General features: G+C 62.2%; 11 protein-coding genes. 5 read left to right on the top strand and 6 right to left on the bottom strand.

Features of this window, described 5'->3' with window-relative positions; translation table 11 throughout:
• Nucleotides 1-4: 4 nt before the first annotated feature.
• Together ASE26_RS03045 and ASE26_RS03040 are read left to right on the top strand one after the other, a co-directional pair.
• Nucleotides 5-1,174, top strand: coding sequence for a M48 family metalloprotease (locus ASE26_RS03045; protein WP_055936788.1), 1,170 nt, complete (start codon nt 5-7; stop codon nt 1,172-1,174).
• The gene (locus tag ASE26_RS03040) at nt 1,171-6,609 is read left to right on the top strand and encodes an AAA domain-containing protein (RefSeq protein WP_057245574.1); all 5,439 of its coding nucleotides are present in this window, start codon (nt 1,171-1,173) and stop codon (nt 6,607-6,609) included. Before ASE26_RS03045 ends, ASE26_RS03040 begins: the two co-directional genes overlap by 4 nt.
• On the opposite strand, the gene ASE26_RS03035 is transcribed toward ASE26_RS03040, so the two are convergent.
• Nucleotides 6,606-7,346 (bottom strand): GntR family transcriptional regulator, encoded by a 741-nt coding sequence (locus tag ASE26_RS03035; protein ID WP_057245573.1) that lies wholly within the window; start codon nt 7,344-7,346, stop codon nt 6,606-6,608. The two genes, ASE26_RS03040 and ASE26_RS03035, sit on opposite strands and share 4 nt — an antisense overlap.
• A 280-nt stretch (nt 7,347-7,626) precedes the next feature.
• Between ASE26_RS03035 and ASE26_RS03030 the strand changes: the two genes are divergently transcribed.
• The 3 genes from ASE26_RS03030 (at nt 7,627) to ASE26_RS03020 (ending at nt 12,348) form a co-directional block, all read left to right on the top strand.
• Nucleotides 7,627-10,275: a TonB-dependent receptor gene (locus ASE26_RS03030; protein ID WP_055936797.1), complete on the top strand. Its 2,649-nt coding sequence runs from the start codon at nt 7,627-7,629 to the stop codon at nt 10,273-10,275.
• A 70-nt stretch (nt 10,276-10,345) separates the two neighbouring features.
• Nucleotides 10,346-11,284, top strand: a complete 939-nt coding sequence (locus ASE26_RS03025; RefSeq protein WP_156398177.1) for a glycosyl hydrolase — start codon at nt 10,346-10,348, stop codon at nt 11,282-11,284.
• Nucleotides 11,281-12,348: an acyltransferase family protein gene (locus ASE26_RS03020; RefSeq protein WP_057245572.1), complete on the top strand. Its 1,068-nt coding sequence runs from the start codon at nt 11,281-11,283 to the stop codon at nt 12,346-12,348. Before ASE26_RS03025 ends, ASE26_RS03020 begins: the two co-directional genes overlap by 4 nt.
• On the opposite strand, the gene ASE26_RS03015 is transcribed toward ASE26_RS03020, so the two are convergent.
• The 5 genes from ASE26_RS03015 to ASE26_RS02995 all read right to left on the bottom strand — a co-directional run bounded on the left by ASE26_RS03015 (nt 12,338) and on the right by ASE26_RS02995 (nt 16,600).
• Nucleotides 12,338-12,883, bottom strand: a complete 546-nt coding sequence (locus tag ASE26_RS03015; protein ID WP_057245571.1) for a hypothetical protein — start codon at nt 12,881-12,883, stop codon at nt 12,338-12,340. The two genes, ASE26_RS03020 and ASE26_RS03015, sit on opposite strands and share 11 nt — an antisense overlap.
• A gap of 8 nt (nt 12,884-12,891) precedes the next feature.
• Nucleotides 12,892-13,383, bottom strand: coding sequence for a hypothetical protein (locus ASE26_RS03010; protein WP_057245570.1), 492 nt, complete (start codon nt 13,381-13,383; stop codon nt 12,892-12,894).
• A gap of 115 nt (nt 13,384-13,498) precedes the next feature.
• Nucleotides 13,499-14,137: a hypothetical protein gene (locus ASE26_RS03005; protein ID WP_057245569.1), complete on the bottom strand. Its 639-nt coding sequence runs from the start codon at nt 14,135-14,137 to the stop codon at nt 13,499-13,501.
• A 93-nt stretch (nt 14,138-14,230) separates the two neighbouring features.
• On the bottom strand, nt 14,231-14,875 hold the full coding sequence (locus ASE26_RS03000; RefSeq protein WP_055936814.1) for a M949_RS01915 family surface polysaccharide biosynthesis protein: 645 nt from the start codon (nt 14,873-14,875) through the stop codon (nt 14,231-14,233).
• 9 nt (nt 14,876-14,884) lie between these two features.
• Nucleotides 14,885-16,600 carry a LysM peptidoglycan-binding domain-containing protein gene (locus tag ASE26_RS02995; protein WP_055936817.1) on the bottom strand — a complete coding sequence of 572 codons (1,716 nt, stop codon included), beginning with the start codon at nt 16,598-16,600 and terminating at the stop codon, nt 14,885-14,887.
• Between the last annotated feature and the right edge of the window lie 4 nt (nt 16,601-16,604).

Here is a 16,604-nt window from a genome sequence, read left to right as displayed (position 1 = left end):
AAACATGGAGCTGCAGCCACTGGCCTATCACGCGCAGGTCGTTGACCACTTGCGCCGCCACGAACCCGAGGTATGGCGTTGGGCCAGCGAGCGCCGCTCCGACGCGGAGCAGCGCGAGTCATTGCGCGCGCTGTTGCTGCGCGACACTTACCGCATCGAGGAACAAAGCCACGCCAGCGTGCACCGCACGCTGGCCCAAGCCATGGTCAGGCTCGGCATCCTGGCGCCGGCGACGCTATACCAGTCGCCTGGACAGGAAATGAACGCGGCGCTGGTGTTCGTGCCGGACGAGGTGCACATCGTCCTGCAAGGCCCCGTGCTGGAGCGCCTGTCGCAGGAAGAGCTGCTGGCACTATTCGGGCACGAGCTCGCGCATTACCTGCTCTGGTCGATGGACGGCGGCAGTTTCCTGATTGCGGATCGCATCCTGGCCGACACGCTGGCATCGCACAATGCCAGCGCCAGCCAGCGCGAGACCTATCGGCGCTATGCCTTGCATACCGAGTTGTTTGCCGACCGCGGCGGCGCCATTGCCGCGCAAGCCGTGGGGCCGGCAGTATCGACGCTGGTGAAGGTGCAGACCGGCATCGGCAGCGTCGATCCGGCGGCTTACCTGCGCCAGGCCAGCGAGATCGAATCGAGCGAGGCCGGCGCCAGCACGGCGCACAGCCATCCCGAGACCTTTATCCGCGCCCGCGCGCTGTCGCTATGGTGGGAGGGCGCGGCGGAGCTGGACAGCTGGATCGATTCGCGCCTGCATGGCCGCTTGTCGCTGCCGCGGCTGGATTTGCCGTCGCAGTTGCGTATGCAGGAAATGACGCGCGGCTTCCTCGCCTATTTCCTGGGCGGCACCGAGCTCGCGAGCGAAGCCGTGCTGGCGCAAGTACGCCTGCTGTTCCCCGACTGGAGCGGCAGCGAAGCCGTGATTGCGCCCGAAGCATTCGGTGAAGATGCCGTTGATGACGGCGTGCGCGATTACCTGAATGCGCTCATGCTCGATATGGCGCTGGCCGACAGCGAGCAGAGCGAGCAGGCGCTGCTGCGCGCCGGACTGGTGGCGCAGCAACTGGGCAGCCTGGAGGGCCTGCGCCGCAACTTGTGGCGCGACGCCGGCTTTGGCAAACGAGAACTGGACCGCTATAACCGTCAGCTGGCCAAGGAGTTGAATCAATGAGCGAGCATGACGTGCGCACCCTGCGCCAACTGATCGAGGCGCAAGCCGGGGCAGCACTGTCGACTGACGATGTGCTGGTCTTGCTGCTGCCGCTGTTTAACCAGGTCGCCGCCTTGCATGGGCAAGGCAGGGTCGCGGCCCTCGACCCTGGCGACGTGCTGGTCGACGGCGAGGGCGCACTGCGCCTGCGGCTGGCGGAAGGCCAGCAGCCGCGCATGGACCTCGCCGCGGTTCATAAGCTGCAGCCGCACCCGGCGTCGGGCCTGAATATCGTAGGGACGCTGGAGCAGCGGCGTATCGATGGCGGCGGGACCGAAAGCAACGACCTGGAAGTCCAGCTCGACCTGGCCGCCGCCATTACGCGGCCGGTTCACCTGCCGGGGCCGTGCAGCTGGGAGAAACTGGCCGGGCACCACGACGAGATCAGTGACGTCTACATGCTGGGCATGCTGCTGGCCAGCCTGGCCTGCGGCCTTGACTTCCAGGACGGACAGGACCTGCAGCAGTTTGCCGGATCGCGCCGCAACCTGTTCCTGGCGCACGACCGCCTGCATCCGATTGTCGCCGCGGTCATCGTCGAAATGACGGAAGTAAACCGCCATGAACGCGCTACCGACGTCGCCGCACTGGCTGCACGCCTGCGCACTTGGCGCGACCAGCCGCAAATACTGGACGTGCAGCGTGCGCTGGCAGGCGCCAACGGCGCCGCGCCGCGCCGCACGGCGGTGTTGAACCACTTGCGCGATCGCCTGTTCGATTTGTCGCGCCGCAACCGCCTGCTGTACTTCCGGCCGACCGCTGCCACGGTTAACCTGACTGTGGCCAGCGTTCCGCTGATGCTGCAGGTCGAAAGCATCGACGCGGAGCAGATCTGTACCTGGGGCGGCCCGTTCGCGGCCGAGCTGGTGGCGGGCAAACCGGTGGCGCTGCAAAGCTGGCTGCGTTTTGACGACCAGCCCTACCTGCCTGCGGCGCTCGACCAGTTGATCAGCGAGACGCGGCGCGACCGCGCTGAATACGGCTTCAGCAACCTGCGCCTGGTGATCGCCTTCCTGCGCTGGCACAACCTGAAAGAGGCGCCCGATGAACGCATCACGACGCCTCTGTTGTGGCTCCCGGTCGAACTGGTCAAGCGCAAAGGAGTACGCGACCAGTATGTGATCCAGTGCACCGGCGGCGAGGCTGAATTCAATCCCGTGCTGCGGCACCAGTTGAACCAGCTGTACGGCATCCGCCTGGGCGAAACCGTGGACCTGTCACGCACCTCGCTGGCCGAGGTGCACGCCGATATCCTGGCGCAGATTCGCCAGTCGGAACCGGCAGTCGAGTTGCGCCTGGTTGAAAAGGCTGCCGTACGCCTGGTGCGCCAGAAGGCCTTGCAGCGTTTGCAGCAGTACCAGCGCCGCCGTCCAACGGCTGGCGCAAAGCGCAGCGATGGCTGGCTGCCGCCGTATAGCTATGCCGCCGATGACTACCGGCCGCTGGGGCGGGCCTTGTTCGAACACTGGGTGCGGCCCAGCGTGTTGCCGCAGCGGTTCGAGGCTGGGGCGGCGCCGATCGCCGCGCCTCGTCTGGCGCACATGGGCGAGCCGGTGGCGCAAGCCGAGGAGCGCGCCGGCTACATGCTGGAAGAAACGGAAGGCCACCGCTATGCATGGGACCTGGACCTGACCCAGGTAACCTTGGCCAATTTCAACTACCGCAAGATGTCGCTGGTGCGCGATTACGCCCAGCTGCTGGACGATCCCGCGCCCAATCCCTCGTTCGACCGCATCTTCTCGATCGAGCCGCGGGCGCTGGAGGCCGGCGTGCCGCCGCCGCTGGGGCCGGCGGAACAATGGAATGTGGTGGCGGCTGACGCGACGCAGAATACTGCCGTGCGGCTGGCCCGCGCGCAGGGCAGCTTCATCATCCAGGGGCCGCCGGGCACCGGCAAGTCCCAGACCATCACCAATTTGATTGCCGACTACGCCGGCCGCGGCAAGCGCGTGCTGTTCGTATGCGAGAAGAGGGCGGCGCTCGACGTGGTGTTCCATCGCCTGAAGCAAAGCGGGCTGGATTCCCTGTGCTGCCTGATCCACGACTCGCAGGCGGACAAAAAGGCGTATATCGCCGACCTTCGCGCCTGCTATGAGAAATGGGTTGCCGGGGCGCCGGCCAGCGCAGCGCTGGCTGCACGCCGCGCGCAAATCACTGATGCCCTGGCCGGGCAGCAGGCCACCATCGATGCCTTTGAAGCGGCAATTGCGGGGGCGCCTGCGGAGTTGGGCGTTGCTGTGCGATCGCTGCTGCGGCGCCTGGCGCAAGCGCCGGCCATGCCGGAACTATCCCCGGCATGGCGCGAACGCCTGCCGTCGCTGGCGTCATGGGACCAGCAGCGCGAACTGGTGCAGCGTCTGCACCGCGCCATGCGCGAGCGCTTCGGGCTGGATAGCCTGGCGGCGCACCCGTTCGCACGGCTGGCCGCTGCAGTGGTGGCTGACGAACGTGCATACGGCAGGCTGGAGCAACTGTGCCAGGAGGCAGAAGTCCTGCTTGACACATTGGAGCCAGGTTCCGATGCGACGCTGCAGCAGGCGCTGCGCGACGCGACAGACAGCCAATGGCTGCTGGACACCGGTGTGGCAAACCATCTCTCGCTGCTTGAGCATGGATCGCCGCAGTTTGCGGCGCTGGGGGCGTTGCGCAGCACGCTGGCCGGCCATGTCCAGTCCCTGGCGACGGCGCAGGAGGCCACGGCAAACTGGCGCGACAAGCTTGCGCCAGGCGACACGCTGGCAGCCCTGGAACTGGCAGGACGCCTGGAAGGTTCCATCCTGCGCTGGCTGCAGCCGGCATGGTGGCGCATGCGCGGCGAGGTGCAGCGGCGCTATGATTTCAGCCGCCACGCCGTCCGTCCACGCTACCGGCAGGTGCTGGAGGCGCTGGCGGCTGAGCATGCTGCCCAGTCGAACCTGGGCGCCGCCACCGCGGCCGGCCAGCAGCAATACGGGGTGGGCGACTTGCAGGGCTTCCTGCGCGCACTGGATGACATCGAGCAGCGGCTCAGCGCGCCCGACGGCCTGTCGTCGCTGGTGGCGCGGCTGCGCCAGTCGGCCGATCCGCTTGCCCTGGCACGTGCCGGGGCTGCCTCGCGGCAGGCCCTGGCCCGCCTGGCGCAATGCCTCGGGCAAGAGCTGGTGCTGGACGCTGGCATGCGATTGGACGCGCTGGCCGAACTGCTGCGCGACTTGCGCGAAGCGCTGGATGATTTGCCGGACATGCTGCCGTTGCTGCGCGCAGTGCATGCCGCCGACCCGGCCTGCGCGCTAGCCCTGCAAGGCCTGGATTATGCGCCGCAAGGCCTGGACGCGCTGGTCGCCGACGAAGCGCTGCGCCGGGTCCTGCGCGCCGACCCGGTGCTCGCCCGTTTCAATGGCGCGGCACTGGCGCAGGCAGTACATGCCATGGCACTGCAGCAGCGCGAATTGCTGGCGCTGAATGCGCAGGTGGTGCAAGCCACGCAACACGCGCGCTTCAGCGAGCATGTCCGGGTGTCGGCCACGTCGGCCACCCAGCTCGATGACGATGCCAAGGCGTTCAAGAAGCTGTATGCAACCGGGCGCCGCGAGCTGGAACACGAGTTCGGCAAGAGCATGCGGCACCGCTCGATCCGCGACCTGAGCGATGACGAGACAGGGCTGGTGGTGAACGACCTGAAACCGATCTGGCTGATGAGCCCATTGTCGGTGTCGGATACGCTGCCGCTTTCCGCCGACCTGTTCGACGTGGTGATCTTCGACGAGGCCAGTCAGATTCCGACCGAGGAAGCGGTGCCGGCGCTATGCCGCGCGCGCCAGGTTGTAGTGGTGGGCGATGAAATGCAGTTGCCGCCCACCAGCTTCTTCAGCGCCAGCGCCGGCGAAGGCGATGACGAGATCCTGGTGGAAGAAGGCGGCGAACGCATCGCGATCAACCTCGATGCGGACAGCCTGCTGAACCAGGCGGCGCGCAACCTGCCGGCGACTTTGCTGGCCTGGCACTATCGCAGCCGACACGAGTCCCTGATCAGCTTCTCCAACGCCGCATTCTACGAAGGGCGCCTGGTAACCATTCCGGACCGTATGCTGGAGCAGGAATCGGCAACTGCCACGCCGCGCCGCTCAGACGACGAAGGTGTCGGCATCGCGGCGGCCGAGGCGTTAATGGCGCGCCCGGTCAGCTTCCACCAGGTGGCCGATGGCGTCTATAGCGGGCGCCGCAACGAAGCGGAGGCGCGCTATATCGCGCTTACCGTGCGTGAAATGCTCTTGCGCGAAACAGGCATGAGCCTGGGCATCGTGGCGTTTTCCGAGGCGCAGCAAGGCGCCATTGAATCTGCCCTGGAAGCCCTGGCAGAGGAGGATGCGGACTTTGCGATGCGCCTGGAGCGCGAGTATGTGCGTGAGGACGATGACCAGTTCAACGGCCTGTTCGTCAAGAACCTGGAAAACGTGCAGGGCGACGAGCGCGATGTGATCATCCTGAGTATCTGCTATGCGCCGGGCCCGGATGGCAAGATGCTGATGAATTTCGGCCCGATCAACCAGCGCGGCGGCGAAAAGCGCTTGAACGTGATTTTCAGCCGGGCGCGCCATCGCATGGCGGTGGTGTCGACCATCCACGCCGAGGCCATCACCAATGTCCACAACGACGGTGCGGCGGCGCTGCGCTCGTTCCTGCAGTTCGCACAGGCCAGCGCCATGGGCCAGTTCGAACGCGCCCAATCGGTACTGGGAGCGTTGAACCATGGGGCGCGCCATGCGTTCACCCGCGATATTCCGCAGGACAGCATCCGCGACGCGCTGGCGGCAGCTTTGCGCAAGCGCGGCCACCAGGTGCACTTGAATGTCGGCCGCTCGCAGTTCCGTTGCGACCTGGCCATCGTTGATGAATCGAGCGCAGGCTATGCGCTGGCGATCCTGCTGGATAATCCGGCGGAAACGGTCAGCGACAGCGTCGAGCGCTATGTATTCCGCCCCGGCGTGTTGCGCAGTTTCGGCTGGCGTGTGCTGGATATCCCGGGCAAGGACTGGCTTGATAATCCTGGCGCCGTCGTGCAGCGTATCGAGGCCATGCTGTCCGCGGGAGAGGACAGGGCGCTCGAGCAGATGGTTGATCCGGTGCCGTTCGCACCGTCTCCTGCGCTGGCGGCCGCCGTAGACGCGGCGCCGGTGGCCGAAGCGGCAACGGCCGTCGAGGGCGGGGGCCAGGCACGCAACCTGCATTTCGAACAGGGCGCGTCACGTAAGTTCTGGCGCGCTTCGCTGCGCGGCAGCGAGCTGACCGTCAGCTACGGCCGCATGGGCAGCGCCGGCCAGTCGCTGCTCAAGCAATTCGAAACGCCCGAGCGCGCGATGCGTGAAATGGCGAAGCTGGTCGATGAGAAGCTGCGCAAGGGCTACGTGGAAGACTAAGGCGTAGAGAGTTCCGCGACGAAGTCGTACATGTCGCCGCGGAAGATCGAGCGGCAAAATTCCACTGCGCGGCCATCGCGCACGAAACCAAGGCGCTCGACGGCCAGCCCGGCATCGCCTTCCTTCGCCTGCAGCAGCTTGGCCTGTTCGCCTGTCAGCAGCAGGGCGGACAGGCGCTGCAGCGCGCGCACCGGCCGCTGGCCGGCCGCTTCCAGCGCCTCATACATCGACACGTCCACTGATTCCAGCGATGGCAGCGCATCGGCCACGATGGTGGCGTACTCCACGCACATCGGCACTTCGTCCGCAAAGCGGATGCGGTGATACCGGTACACCGGCGCACCCGGGCTAAGCCGCAGGCGCAGGGCTTCTTCCGGCGTCACGGTTCCTTCCGATTTCTTCAGCCAAACGCTGCGCGGAGTACGCCCGCGCGAACGCATGTCTTCCGAGAAGGAAGTCAGTTTGGCGAAGTTCTTTTCGATGCGCGTGTTGATGAAATTGCCGGAACCCGGCCGGCGCACCAGCATGCCTTCTTCCACCAGGCCGTCGATGGCCTTGCGCACTGTGATGCGGGAAATTCCCAGGTCGGCCGCCAGCACACGCTCGGCGGGCAGGGCTTCGTCGGGACCAAACACATGCAGGTTGATTGCTTCACGCAAGGCGCGTTGCAGAAGCTGGTAAAGCGGCTGGCTACTGGTCTGCACCAGGTCTTCCATGATCTGAGCGAGCGATGCCATTTAGTCTCCCTTGTGGTGCGGCTGATAATACCAAAAAAAGACCTTCGGACCAGCGGTATGCTGCCACTCGCATTCCGCCGCCCCATGGGATAGCGCTAACAGTAGGCTTTTGTGCATGAAGTGGTATGTCTTTTCAGTACAACATGTGAAAAAAATATGTAAATTGGTAGTGATCTGGTATTCGATCGGGGTATATTGGCGTCCAATTGGTTTGAACGTGGTTTTAGAAACTGGTAACAATAGACCGGGCTTTGAGACAGCCCATACTTAGGGGGAGTAAATGAACCGCAATATGACACCGATCGCGACTGCAGTCGCCATCCTGACCGCAACCGCTGGCATGGCGCAAGCACAGCAGGCTGCTCCAGCCGAGCAGAACGTCGTGGTCGTGACCGGCGTGCGTGCCGCGCTGGCACAGTCGATCAACCAGAAGCGCAATGCCGACTCGCTGGTAGAAGTGATTACCGCTGAAGACGTGGGCAAGATGCCGGACAAGAGCGTGGCTGACTCGCTGCAGCGCGTGCCAGGCGTATCCGTTGCCACGGCCGGCGGTTCGGAAGGCGGCTTTGGCGAGAATGACCGCGTCAGCCTGAAAGGCACTCCATCCAACCTGGCCCTGACAACCCTGAATGGCCACACCGTATCGAGCGGCGACTGGTACATTTCCAACATCACCAACGGCGGCCGTTCCGTCAGCTACTCGATGTTCCCGTCGGAGCTGATCGGCCGCGTTACCGTGCACAAGTCTTCCCAGGCCAACCTGATCGAAGGCGGTGCCTCCGGCAACGTCGACATCGAAACCCGCAAGCCGCTGAGCTTCAAGGATCCGCTGACCGTGATGGGCGCCGTGACTGGCGTGTACAGCGAAGGCTCCAAGAAAACCGATGCGCAGTTCAGCGCCCTGGGCAACTGGAAAAATGAACAGAACAACGTGGGCGTGCTGGTCCAGGTGTTCGACGAAAAACGCACCCTGCGCCGTATCGGCCAGGAATTCCTGTGGTGGGACAAGCTGAACGCAGGCTATGCGCCGCAGTGGGTGGCCGCCAATCCGGAAGTGGCAGGCAAGTACATCTCCCTGCTGACCGGTACCGCCATGTTCAACCAGGAGCGCGAGCGCAAGGGCGGCATGATCGACGTGCAGGTCAAGGTCAACAAAGAGTTCGACTTCGACATCAACGGCTTCTACACCCGTCTGGATGCGGACAATATCAATGCCAACTTCATGCTGGCGCCATACCAGCCGCTGACCAACAACTGGTCCGGCGTGGGCGGCGTCATCCCGTCCAAGTGGACCGTCACCGGCGATACCATCACCTCGATCACCTTCCCAAGTGCCTGCCCGGTGGCGGACTGCTCGAAGATGGGGCCATCGGTGCAGGACATCATTGCCCGACCTGGTTCGTATAGCGATTCGAAGTTCGTCAACTTCGACTTCAACTACCGTCCTTCCCAGGACCTGAAGTTCAAAGGCCAGATTGGTACCACACGCGGTACCGGCTACGCCCGCGACTACGGTTACGAAGCCTGGCTGGCTTACGCGGGCAACAGCCTGACCACCCATGGCCTGGATTCTCCTGCCACCGTGATCGTGGATAACGCCGGTACCTTCAACCCGCGCACCGGCGCCGACTTCTTCGGCGGCTGGGCCTCGGACGTGACCGCAAAGGACAAGGAAACCTACGGCCAGGTCGACGGCCAGTACAAGACCCAGTGGAACGGCGTGCCGACCCTGCATTTCGGCTTACGCAGCGCGAACCACGAGCGTGCCCTGACCTGGCTGGGCGGCACTGTCGCTGCTGCCGGTTCGCAGCTGGCCAACCGTCCAACCGGCCTGACCAACTTCCCGGACAGCCCACTGCCTAACTTGCTGAACAAGGCGTGGACTTTCGACGCCGAGTCGATGAAGGCCTGGGGCGACAAGTATGTCAGCTTCGCCAACCACGCCTACCAAAGCGAATTCCTGATCAAGGAAAAAGCCACGGCAGCATATGTGATGGGCGACCTGGAGTTCGGAAACTTCGGCGGTAACGTCGGCGTGCGCTTCGTGAAGACCAAGATCGATGTCGACAATGGTTCGCCGAACAACGTTTGGAATCCGACCCACAGCTCCAACACCTATAACGATTTCCTGCCAAGCATCAACCTGTACACCAACCTGACGCCGGACCTGAAACTGCGCGGTGCCGCCAGCCGCACCCTGGCTCGTCCTGACTTCGGTTCGCTGGGTGCACTGAGCCTGAGTGACCTGACCTTCTCCGGTTCCGGCGGTAACCCGAACCTGCGTCCGATCATGTCGAACAACGTCGATGTGGGCCTGGAATGGTACTTCATGCCGAAGTCCCTGCTGGGCATGAACATCTACAACATGCACATGGGCTCCTACGTGACCTTCGGTTCCTCGCAGGCTGACTTCTTCAACCAGTCGGCCGGCAGGGTCACCACGTACAACATGAGCTCCGCAGTGAACACCAAGGCCCGTGTACGCGGCGTGGAGCTGCAATATGTACAGGACCTGGGCAACGGCTTCGGCTTGAACGCGAACTACACCTACGCCGACGGCAAGGAAACCGAAGCGGCACCGAAATCGGCTTGTGCCGACCTGGGTGACTGCAGCATGATCGGTACTTCGAAGAATTCCTATAACCTGGGCGTATTCTACGAGACCAGCAAGTTCAGCGCACGTATCAATTACAGCTTCCGTTCGGCTTTCCTGAATGGCCTGGACCGCAACAGCGCAATCTACCAGGATGATGTAGGCACCCTGTCCGCCGCCTTCAACTACAACCTGACCGACAACCTGACGCTGTCGCTGGAAGGCAAGGACCTGAACGATCCGACCCTGAAGTCGTACGCTTCTTCCCGTAACCAGCCACGCGCGTTCTACAAGAACGGCAAGCAGTTGTTCTTCGGCGTGCGCGGCAAAATGTAACTGATCCCGAAGTGAGAGTGTTATGGCAGGGTTCCTCCGGGGCCCTGCCTTTTTTGTATCCGGAGTTTGAATGCGTAAAATAATGCTGGCGGTGCTCGCCGCCCTCTCGACTGCAGCCGCCGCGGCGCCGCCGGTTGTCCAAAGTCCTTATAAGTACCTGTCGCCGTGGGACCCGGCGCAGGGCGTGCAGACCTGGGCATTTGCCCGCGGCGAATGCGGCCAGGAGCGCTGGGGCGAGGCCGATGGCGCTGCGGTCGCTGCCGCCAATGTGCCGCGTTTCGTCCAGGCCGGTGTCGGCTATATCGTTTCGACAGGAGGGCAGGGCAATATCTTCACCTGCGCCACCGACGAAGGCATGGAAGCATTTGTGTCGCGCTACCAGTCGCCGCAGCTGATCGGTTTTGACTTTGATATTGAACACGGCCAGACGGCGCAGCAAATCGATGCGCTGGTCGGGCGCATCGCCCTGGCACAGAGGGCGCATCCGCACTTGCGCTTCAGCTTTACCATCGCCACCCACGCCGCCTCTGACGGCAGCGGGCGCAGCCTCAATGAGACAGGTGAACAGGTGCTGGCGGCGTTGCGCAGGCATGGCGTGCAAGAATTTGTGCTGAACCTGATGGTGATGGATTATGGGCCGGCAAGCCGAAAGGTATGCGTGGCGCGGCGCGGACGCTGCGATATGGGCGCTTCTGCCGTGCAGGCCGCGCACAACGTGCATCGCAAGTACCAGGTGCCGTATGCGCAGATTGAACTGACGCCGATGATCGGCGTAAACGACGTGTTGGAAAACGTGTACAGCCTGGAGGATGCGCGCGCCACTGCCGCAGCGGTGCGCAAGTTGGGCATGGCGGGAATCCATTATTGGTCGCTCGACCGCGACCAGCCGTGCAGCAAGCCGTCGAAGGCGGCGGAGGCGGCCTGTAGCTCGATGGGAGATGTACCGGCAGGCGCCTACCAGCGCATCTTGGCACCGGCTGATTCGCGCGTGCGCGAGGCGGCACAATGACTGCTGCCGCACGCTACCAATCGCTGGACGTCCTGCGCGGCCTGACGGTCGCCCTGATGATCATCGTGAATACGCCGGGCAGCTGGAGTCACGTCTATGCGCCGCTGCTGCATGCGCCCTGGCATGGATTTACGCCGACGGACTGGGTCTTCCCATGCTTCCTGTTCGTGGTGGGCAATGCGCTTGCGTTCACACTGCCGCGCTATGAAGGCATGGGTGGCAGCGCCGTACTGGCCAAGATCGCCAGGCGGACCTTGACCATCATCGCCCTCGGCCTGCTGCTATGCCTGTTGCCCAAGCTGGGCGGCCCGTTGGGCGAGGTACGACTGCCCGGTGTGCTGCAGCGCATTGGACTGTGCTTCGGCATTGCGGCGCTGGTGCTGCATTACCTGGGTGAGCGCGGCGCCGTGGTATTCAGTGTCGCCGCGCTGTTCGGCCATTGGCTGGTCATGGGGCTGTTCGGCGACTACACATTGGAAGGCAATGCTGGACGAGCCATCGACTTGTGGGTATTTGGCGCCGCTCACCTCTACAAAGGGGAGGGCATTCCCTTTGATCCTGAAGGCTTGCTCGGTACTTTGCCGGCAACGGTGAACGTCATCGGCGGTTACTTCGCCGGCCGATATCTGCGCGAGAGCAAGGCGACCAAGCGCACGCTCGGCATAATGGCCGCTGCCGGCGTGGCGCTGTCGGTGCTGGCCCTGTGCTGGGCGCCCCTGCTGCCGGTCAATAAGAAGTTGTGGACCGGAAGCTATGTACTGCTCTCGACCGGTAGCGCACTGCTCGTATTGGTAGCCCTGGCGTGGCTCATCGAAGTGCGCGGCGTGCGGCGCTGGACGTATTTCTTCGAAGTGTTCGGCAAGAACACGCTGTTGATCTACATGCTGTCGCAGGTTGCCGTCGTAGTGCTGGACAAGACCGGCTCATACGCGCCGCTGGCCGCGGCGCTGGAGCCGCTCGGCAGCCCGAAAGCTGCCTCGCTGGCCTTTGCGCTGCTGTTCATGCTTGCTTGCTGGCTGGTGGGCTACGGGCTGGACAAGCGAAAGATTTACATCAAGGTGTAGAGTTCTGGAACTCGATGCGGTTCGCGTCGTACGTCCATTTGTCGTGTGTGCCGAATGCGCGTACGTTGTCCGGATCTACGTAGCTCTTCTCGGCGCGCTTCAGGCGACGGATTAACGCTGCATCTTCCGGTGCGCCGTTGGCGGGCCCGTACACGTCGCGCCGGATGCTTCCTTTTCGATCGGAACCGCGCCAGATCACGGTAAAGATGCGGGCGGCCGGATCGAAATACATGCGGAAGAAGCCGTCGGTGTTCATATCCTGCAAGTAAAGGCTATCGTCGCGCCATTTTGCAAAGTAATAGTTATCGCACTTGGCTTTGGGTTCGTCCTTCCATTCGCATGACAGCAGGATCACCACGTGCTGTTCATCCAGCTTTCTGATCGAAATGTGGGCCTTGGTGAAGCCCCATTTGCTCGCCGGTACGGCGGTCGATGAAGTGAGTTTGTATTCACCTTCGATAGCCGCTATCGGCGACTGTGCGGAGGCTGCGGTGCAGGAGGCGAGAAATGCAAGGGCAGCGAGTTTCATTTTCATGTTGAGTTCTACTGTTCTGACCAAATGGTCAAGTGAAGCAATATTCGGTCTGCGCGGGAGCAAACGAATCCTTCGAGCGGCTCGCCCGTTTTCTTAAGCGTGGTGGTGAACTTTCGGCAGTTGGCCTTATTGGATAGGTCTACTTTGCCGCCCCTATCTTTATCCAGAATTTGACGGAGGTCTTCAGAGAGCCATGTTCGTGCCGATTCCGGTGCGATATAGATAGAGCCTGTTGGGTCCTTTTGTTCCTCGAACCAGGATTTGTCCGCCTGCAGTTCGGCGACGAGCGTAATGAGAAAGGTCGGTCCCGGCACGCCCCCTGTGTATTCAGGCGTGCCAAAGGTTTCCCAGCGCACGGACTTTGCCGGAATTTGCAACTCAATGATCCCGCGCAGCTTGCCCAGATCATCAGATACGCCCGGCTTTGAAACGTCGGGGCTACACCCAGCAAGAAGGAGAAGGGGCACGGCGATAAGATGGCGGCCGAAAGTCCCGATCATCACTGCTTGCCCTGTCCAGGCAGGACCGCGAAAGGATTTCCTATGTCGCGCGTGTTTATCGGGTTGGAACCCGCTGTCAGGGATACCAGCAGCGATACGGAAAGGACCAGGGTTTTCAATGTTCGGTTTCTTGGAATTCAAATTGGCGAAAATCGCTCGACAGCACGCCTGTCGGACGTCCCTCGATTTCCGGGTAATGACGGAAACTGACCGCCAACCTGCCGTCCACGACCGAGTATTCGGAGAAGGCCGTTTCTTGCTCCATGTTGGCAGGGACGATCGATAGTGAGCAGCTCTCTACCTGTACCTTACCGAGCACTCTGGCTTTTGCACCGCTGATGCTCATGGCATTCACAAATACCTCGCCCCCTGATCCGCACTGGCCCATGCCTTCGCCACCGCTGCTGCGCACAACGGAATTGAACAGGACCACGTTGCGCGACAAGTATGGCTGCAGTTCCATTGGCAGGAAGCGGATGTACAGTTCCATCCCGATCAACTCCGGGCCAAAGTTCCTGTCAATCCGCTCGACCACGTGCGAGCTGCCGTTGATTGTGATGCTGACCGTGCGCGCTTTCGACCGATAGTCAATCGTCAGCGTCTTGCCGGGCAGGCATAGCGAGGCTCCTGGACGCTGGGTGCCTGGCTGGCAGCCGAAGTCTCTCGACCCGGCGGCCTGCGCAGAAAAGACCACGCAGCATGCGAATACTGCGAGGATATGCGCCAGAGACTTCGCAAAATGGATTGCAGTCATGGTTCGATGCGGGTTAGTCGCTGGATGGCGCAGGCGCCGGTGGAAATTACTTTTCAGGGAAATGTTAATAGACCCGAGCGACGACAAGCCGCTTCATCGATCGTTCACCTCGACATAGACTTGCTGCCAGACTTTATCCATATGGCGCTTGAACGCTGCTTTATCGCTTTCCAGCAGCGCTTTATCGGCTTTGTTCGTGCCGCCCATCGGTTCCTGGCCTTTGAATTTGATCAGGGATTCGCCGCGGATGGCGAACTTCTGCTTGCCTTGGCGCAGGATCACCTTGACGATCGAGGGATCGACGCCGCCGCCGCAGAAGGTCTTGTAGGCGACGGTGACTTCCGCTTTGCCGTCCTTATCCAGGTCGGTGATGGTGGTTGCGCCGGCGAAGAAGGAGGCTGCAATATCGAGCCCGGGGCAATCCACGCCGTCCTTGATGGTCCAGGAAGGCGCCCATTTGCCGTCGGCCTGATCGTAGTAGGCGGCGACCAGTTCGATATGCTCGATACGGCCGTTAGGAGAGGCGCGCGGTTTCTCGGTCAGCAGGAGGATATGCTCGCCAAGCGAGTCGTTCACCTTTTTCCCCAGTACGACCTTGCCGCTGGTTTCGAGGTGGAACTGGCCAATGTCTGACGCAGGTATGGTGACGGAAGCCAGCTCGCTGGCCTGGCTGCTTTGGCAGGCCAGCAGGAGCAGGAAGCAAGCGGAATAGGTGAGGGTGTTCGCAGATCTGTTCATCGTTATTTCCTAGCGAGTCGCGTCGCCTTCCTTCTTGTGCAGCGAGATACCGAAGGCCTTGTTCAAGTCAGCGCAGGAATGGTTGACCAGGCTCTTGCCATCCTTGATTTCCTTCTTTGCAAATTCCGAGTACGCGATCGGGACGAAGAAACGCAGGCTTTTCTTGAATGGCGTGAAGTTGACCTGGTCGGACTGGTTGCCGCCAAGGCAGGCGTAGCTGTCGCCGTCCTTGGCATAGACAAAGGCAACGTGGTGGGTACCCTGCAGCATGATCGCGCCGTACACCGGTTCTTTGATCTCAACGAAGGTGGCATCCAGCGCAACTGCACGGGCGCGGAATGAGTTCTTCCATTTCGAATAAGCCGGCTGGGCGTTGGTCAGGCAATAGGTGACGAACGATGCGCACCAGGCGTTGTCCTTGCCTTCCAGGGAAGTCAGGAATCCGGCACCGGTCAACTTGTGATAGTTGCTTGTCTTGGTAATCGTGCTTTCTGTTTTGCCTGCCCACTTCTTCGCTTCTTCGATAGCGACAGCCATCCACGGCGCGCGCTTCTGGTCAACCGGTATCAATGCCAGCGGTGCGCCGCTGCCTTCCTTGCTGCGTGCCGGCTCGGCAGGCTTGGCCGGGGCTTGCTTTGGCGGCTCAGGTTTCTTTTCCGGTGCACTCTTCTTCGGCGCCTGGGGCAGGGGCGCAGGCTTGGTGGCGCCACCAGCTTTGGCCTGCTTTGCGGACGCCTTGCCATGCACGGAAAGCTTATCGCCGGGGAAAATGCGAGCGATATTCTTGATGTGCGGATTGTCACGCTGGAGTTCGGCGACGGTTGTTTCAAAGTCCTTGGCAATGCGGCCCGCGGTATCACCCGGCTGGACCACATACTGGGTCGGTGTGCGTGCTGCCGGAGCTGCAGGGGCCTTGGTTTCCCCCTTCTTCTTGACTTCCGTCGTGCCCGAGAAAATGTCGAGCGAGTGGATCAGCGCCAGCGTCTTCGACTCCTGCGCCATGACGAACTCGTGTGCCTTCTTCCATTGCCCGTCGACTGCGGTCAGGAAAATCTTGACCTGTTCGCCGGGCGTCAGGTGGACGATGGTCGGCACGCGGCCGCTCTTGTCGGTCTTGGTCTCATGCGCCTTGCCGGCGATTTCCACCTTGACCGGAAGGTCGGCCTTGGGCTTTGCCCCATCGGTGACCACGATATTCGTGGCGGGAACTTCTTTTTCCTTGCGCGTCTCTTTCTTGCCGTGGAAGCCTTCGTGCTTCTCCATCGCATCCATCATGCTTTCGAGCTGAGCGTCCGTCATGCTGGACAGCTTGGTCGTCGTCGGCAAGCCGGTATGCTTGGAAATCACCGTGGCGTACTTTTCCGGATCGTTGCTGTCGGTCTTCGGGGCATAGCCGTAAATGAGCTTGCCCTTGCCGTCGTCGATACCGGTCAGCATGGTGTAAATCGTGCGGTCGTTATAGCGGCTGCGCAGCAAGGCTTTCTTCTGTTTCCGGCCTTCTTCGTAGCTGGAGAAGATCAGGAACGACTTGTTGGTCTTGGTGTCGCCGATGCCGATCGCGCCGTAAATCAACACCCCTTTCTTTCCGGGGCGCAGGTTGCCGGGATTGTTGAAGCGCCAGGCAACGGTGCCTCCGCTGCGAAGCAGGTGGCTGCCGTCGCCGGCGACATAGTCAACGGTCAGGGTGTCGGCGTCGTACTTCGCGCTCAGGAACTCTTTCGTCATGATG

It is taken from the genome of Duganella sp. Root198D2 (assembly GCF_001428585.1).
Classification (GTDB): Bacteria; Pseudomonadota; Gammaproteobacteria; order Burkholderiales; family Burkholderiaceae_D; genus Rugamonas.
The sequence above is the reverse complement of the archived record's forward strand: the minus strand, read 5'-3'. Positions and strand labels throughout refer to the sequence as shown.

Bases quoted from the DNA above. Each gene is read 5' to 3' on its own strand.
- ASE26_RS03045 (WP_055936788.1), top strand. From the start codon at position 5: ATGGAGCTGCAGCCACTGGCCTATCACGCGCAGGTCGTTGACCACTTG.
- ASE26_RS03040 (WP_057245574.1), top strand. From the start codon at position 1,171: ATGAGCGAGCATGACGTGCGCACCCTGCGCCAACTGATCGAGGCGCAA.
- ASE26_RS03035 (WP_057245573.1), bottom strand. From the start codon at position 7,346: ATGGCATCGCTCGCTCAGATCATGGAAGACCTGGTGCAGACCAGTAGC.
- ASE26_RS03030 (WP_055936797.1), top strand. From the start codon at position 7,627: ATGAACCGCAATATGACACCGATCGCGACTGCAGTCGCCATCCTGACC.
- ASE26_RS03025 (WP_156398177.1), top strand. From the start codon at position 10,346: ATGCGTAAAATAATGCTGGCGGTGCTCGCCGCCCTCTCGACTGCAGCC.
- ASE26_RS03020 (WP_057245572.1), top strand. From the start codon at position 11,281: ATGACTGCTGCCGCACGCTACCAATCGCTGGACGTCCTGCGCGGCCTG.
- ASE26_RS03015 (WP_057245571.1), bottom strand. From the start codon at position 12,883: ATGAAAATGAAACTCGCTGCCCTTGCATTTCTCGCCTCCTGCACCGCA.
- ASE26_RS03010 (WP_057245570.1), bottom strand. From the start codon at position 13,383: ATGATCGGGACTTTCGGCCGCCATCTTATCGCCGTGCCCCTTCTCCTT.
- ASE26_RS03005 (WP_057245569.1), bottom strand. From the start codon at position 14,137: ATGACTGCAATCCATTTTGCGAAGTCTCTGGCGCATATCCTCGCAGTA.
- ASE26_RS03000 (WP_055936814.1), bottom strand. From the start codon at position 14,875: ATGAACAGATCTGCGAACACCCTCACCTATTCCGCTTGCTTCCTGCTC.
- ASE26_RS02995 (WP_055936817.1), bottom strand. From the start codon at position 16,600: ATGACGAAAGAGTTCCTGAGCGCGAAGTACGACGCCGACACCCTGACC.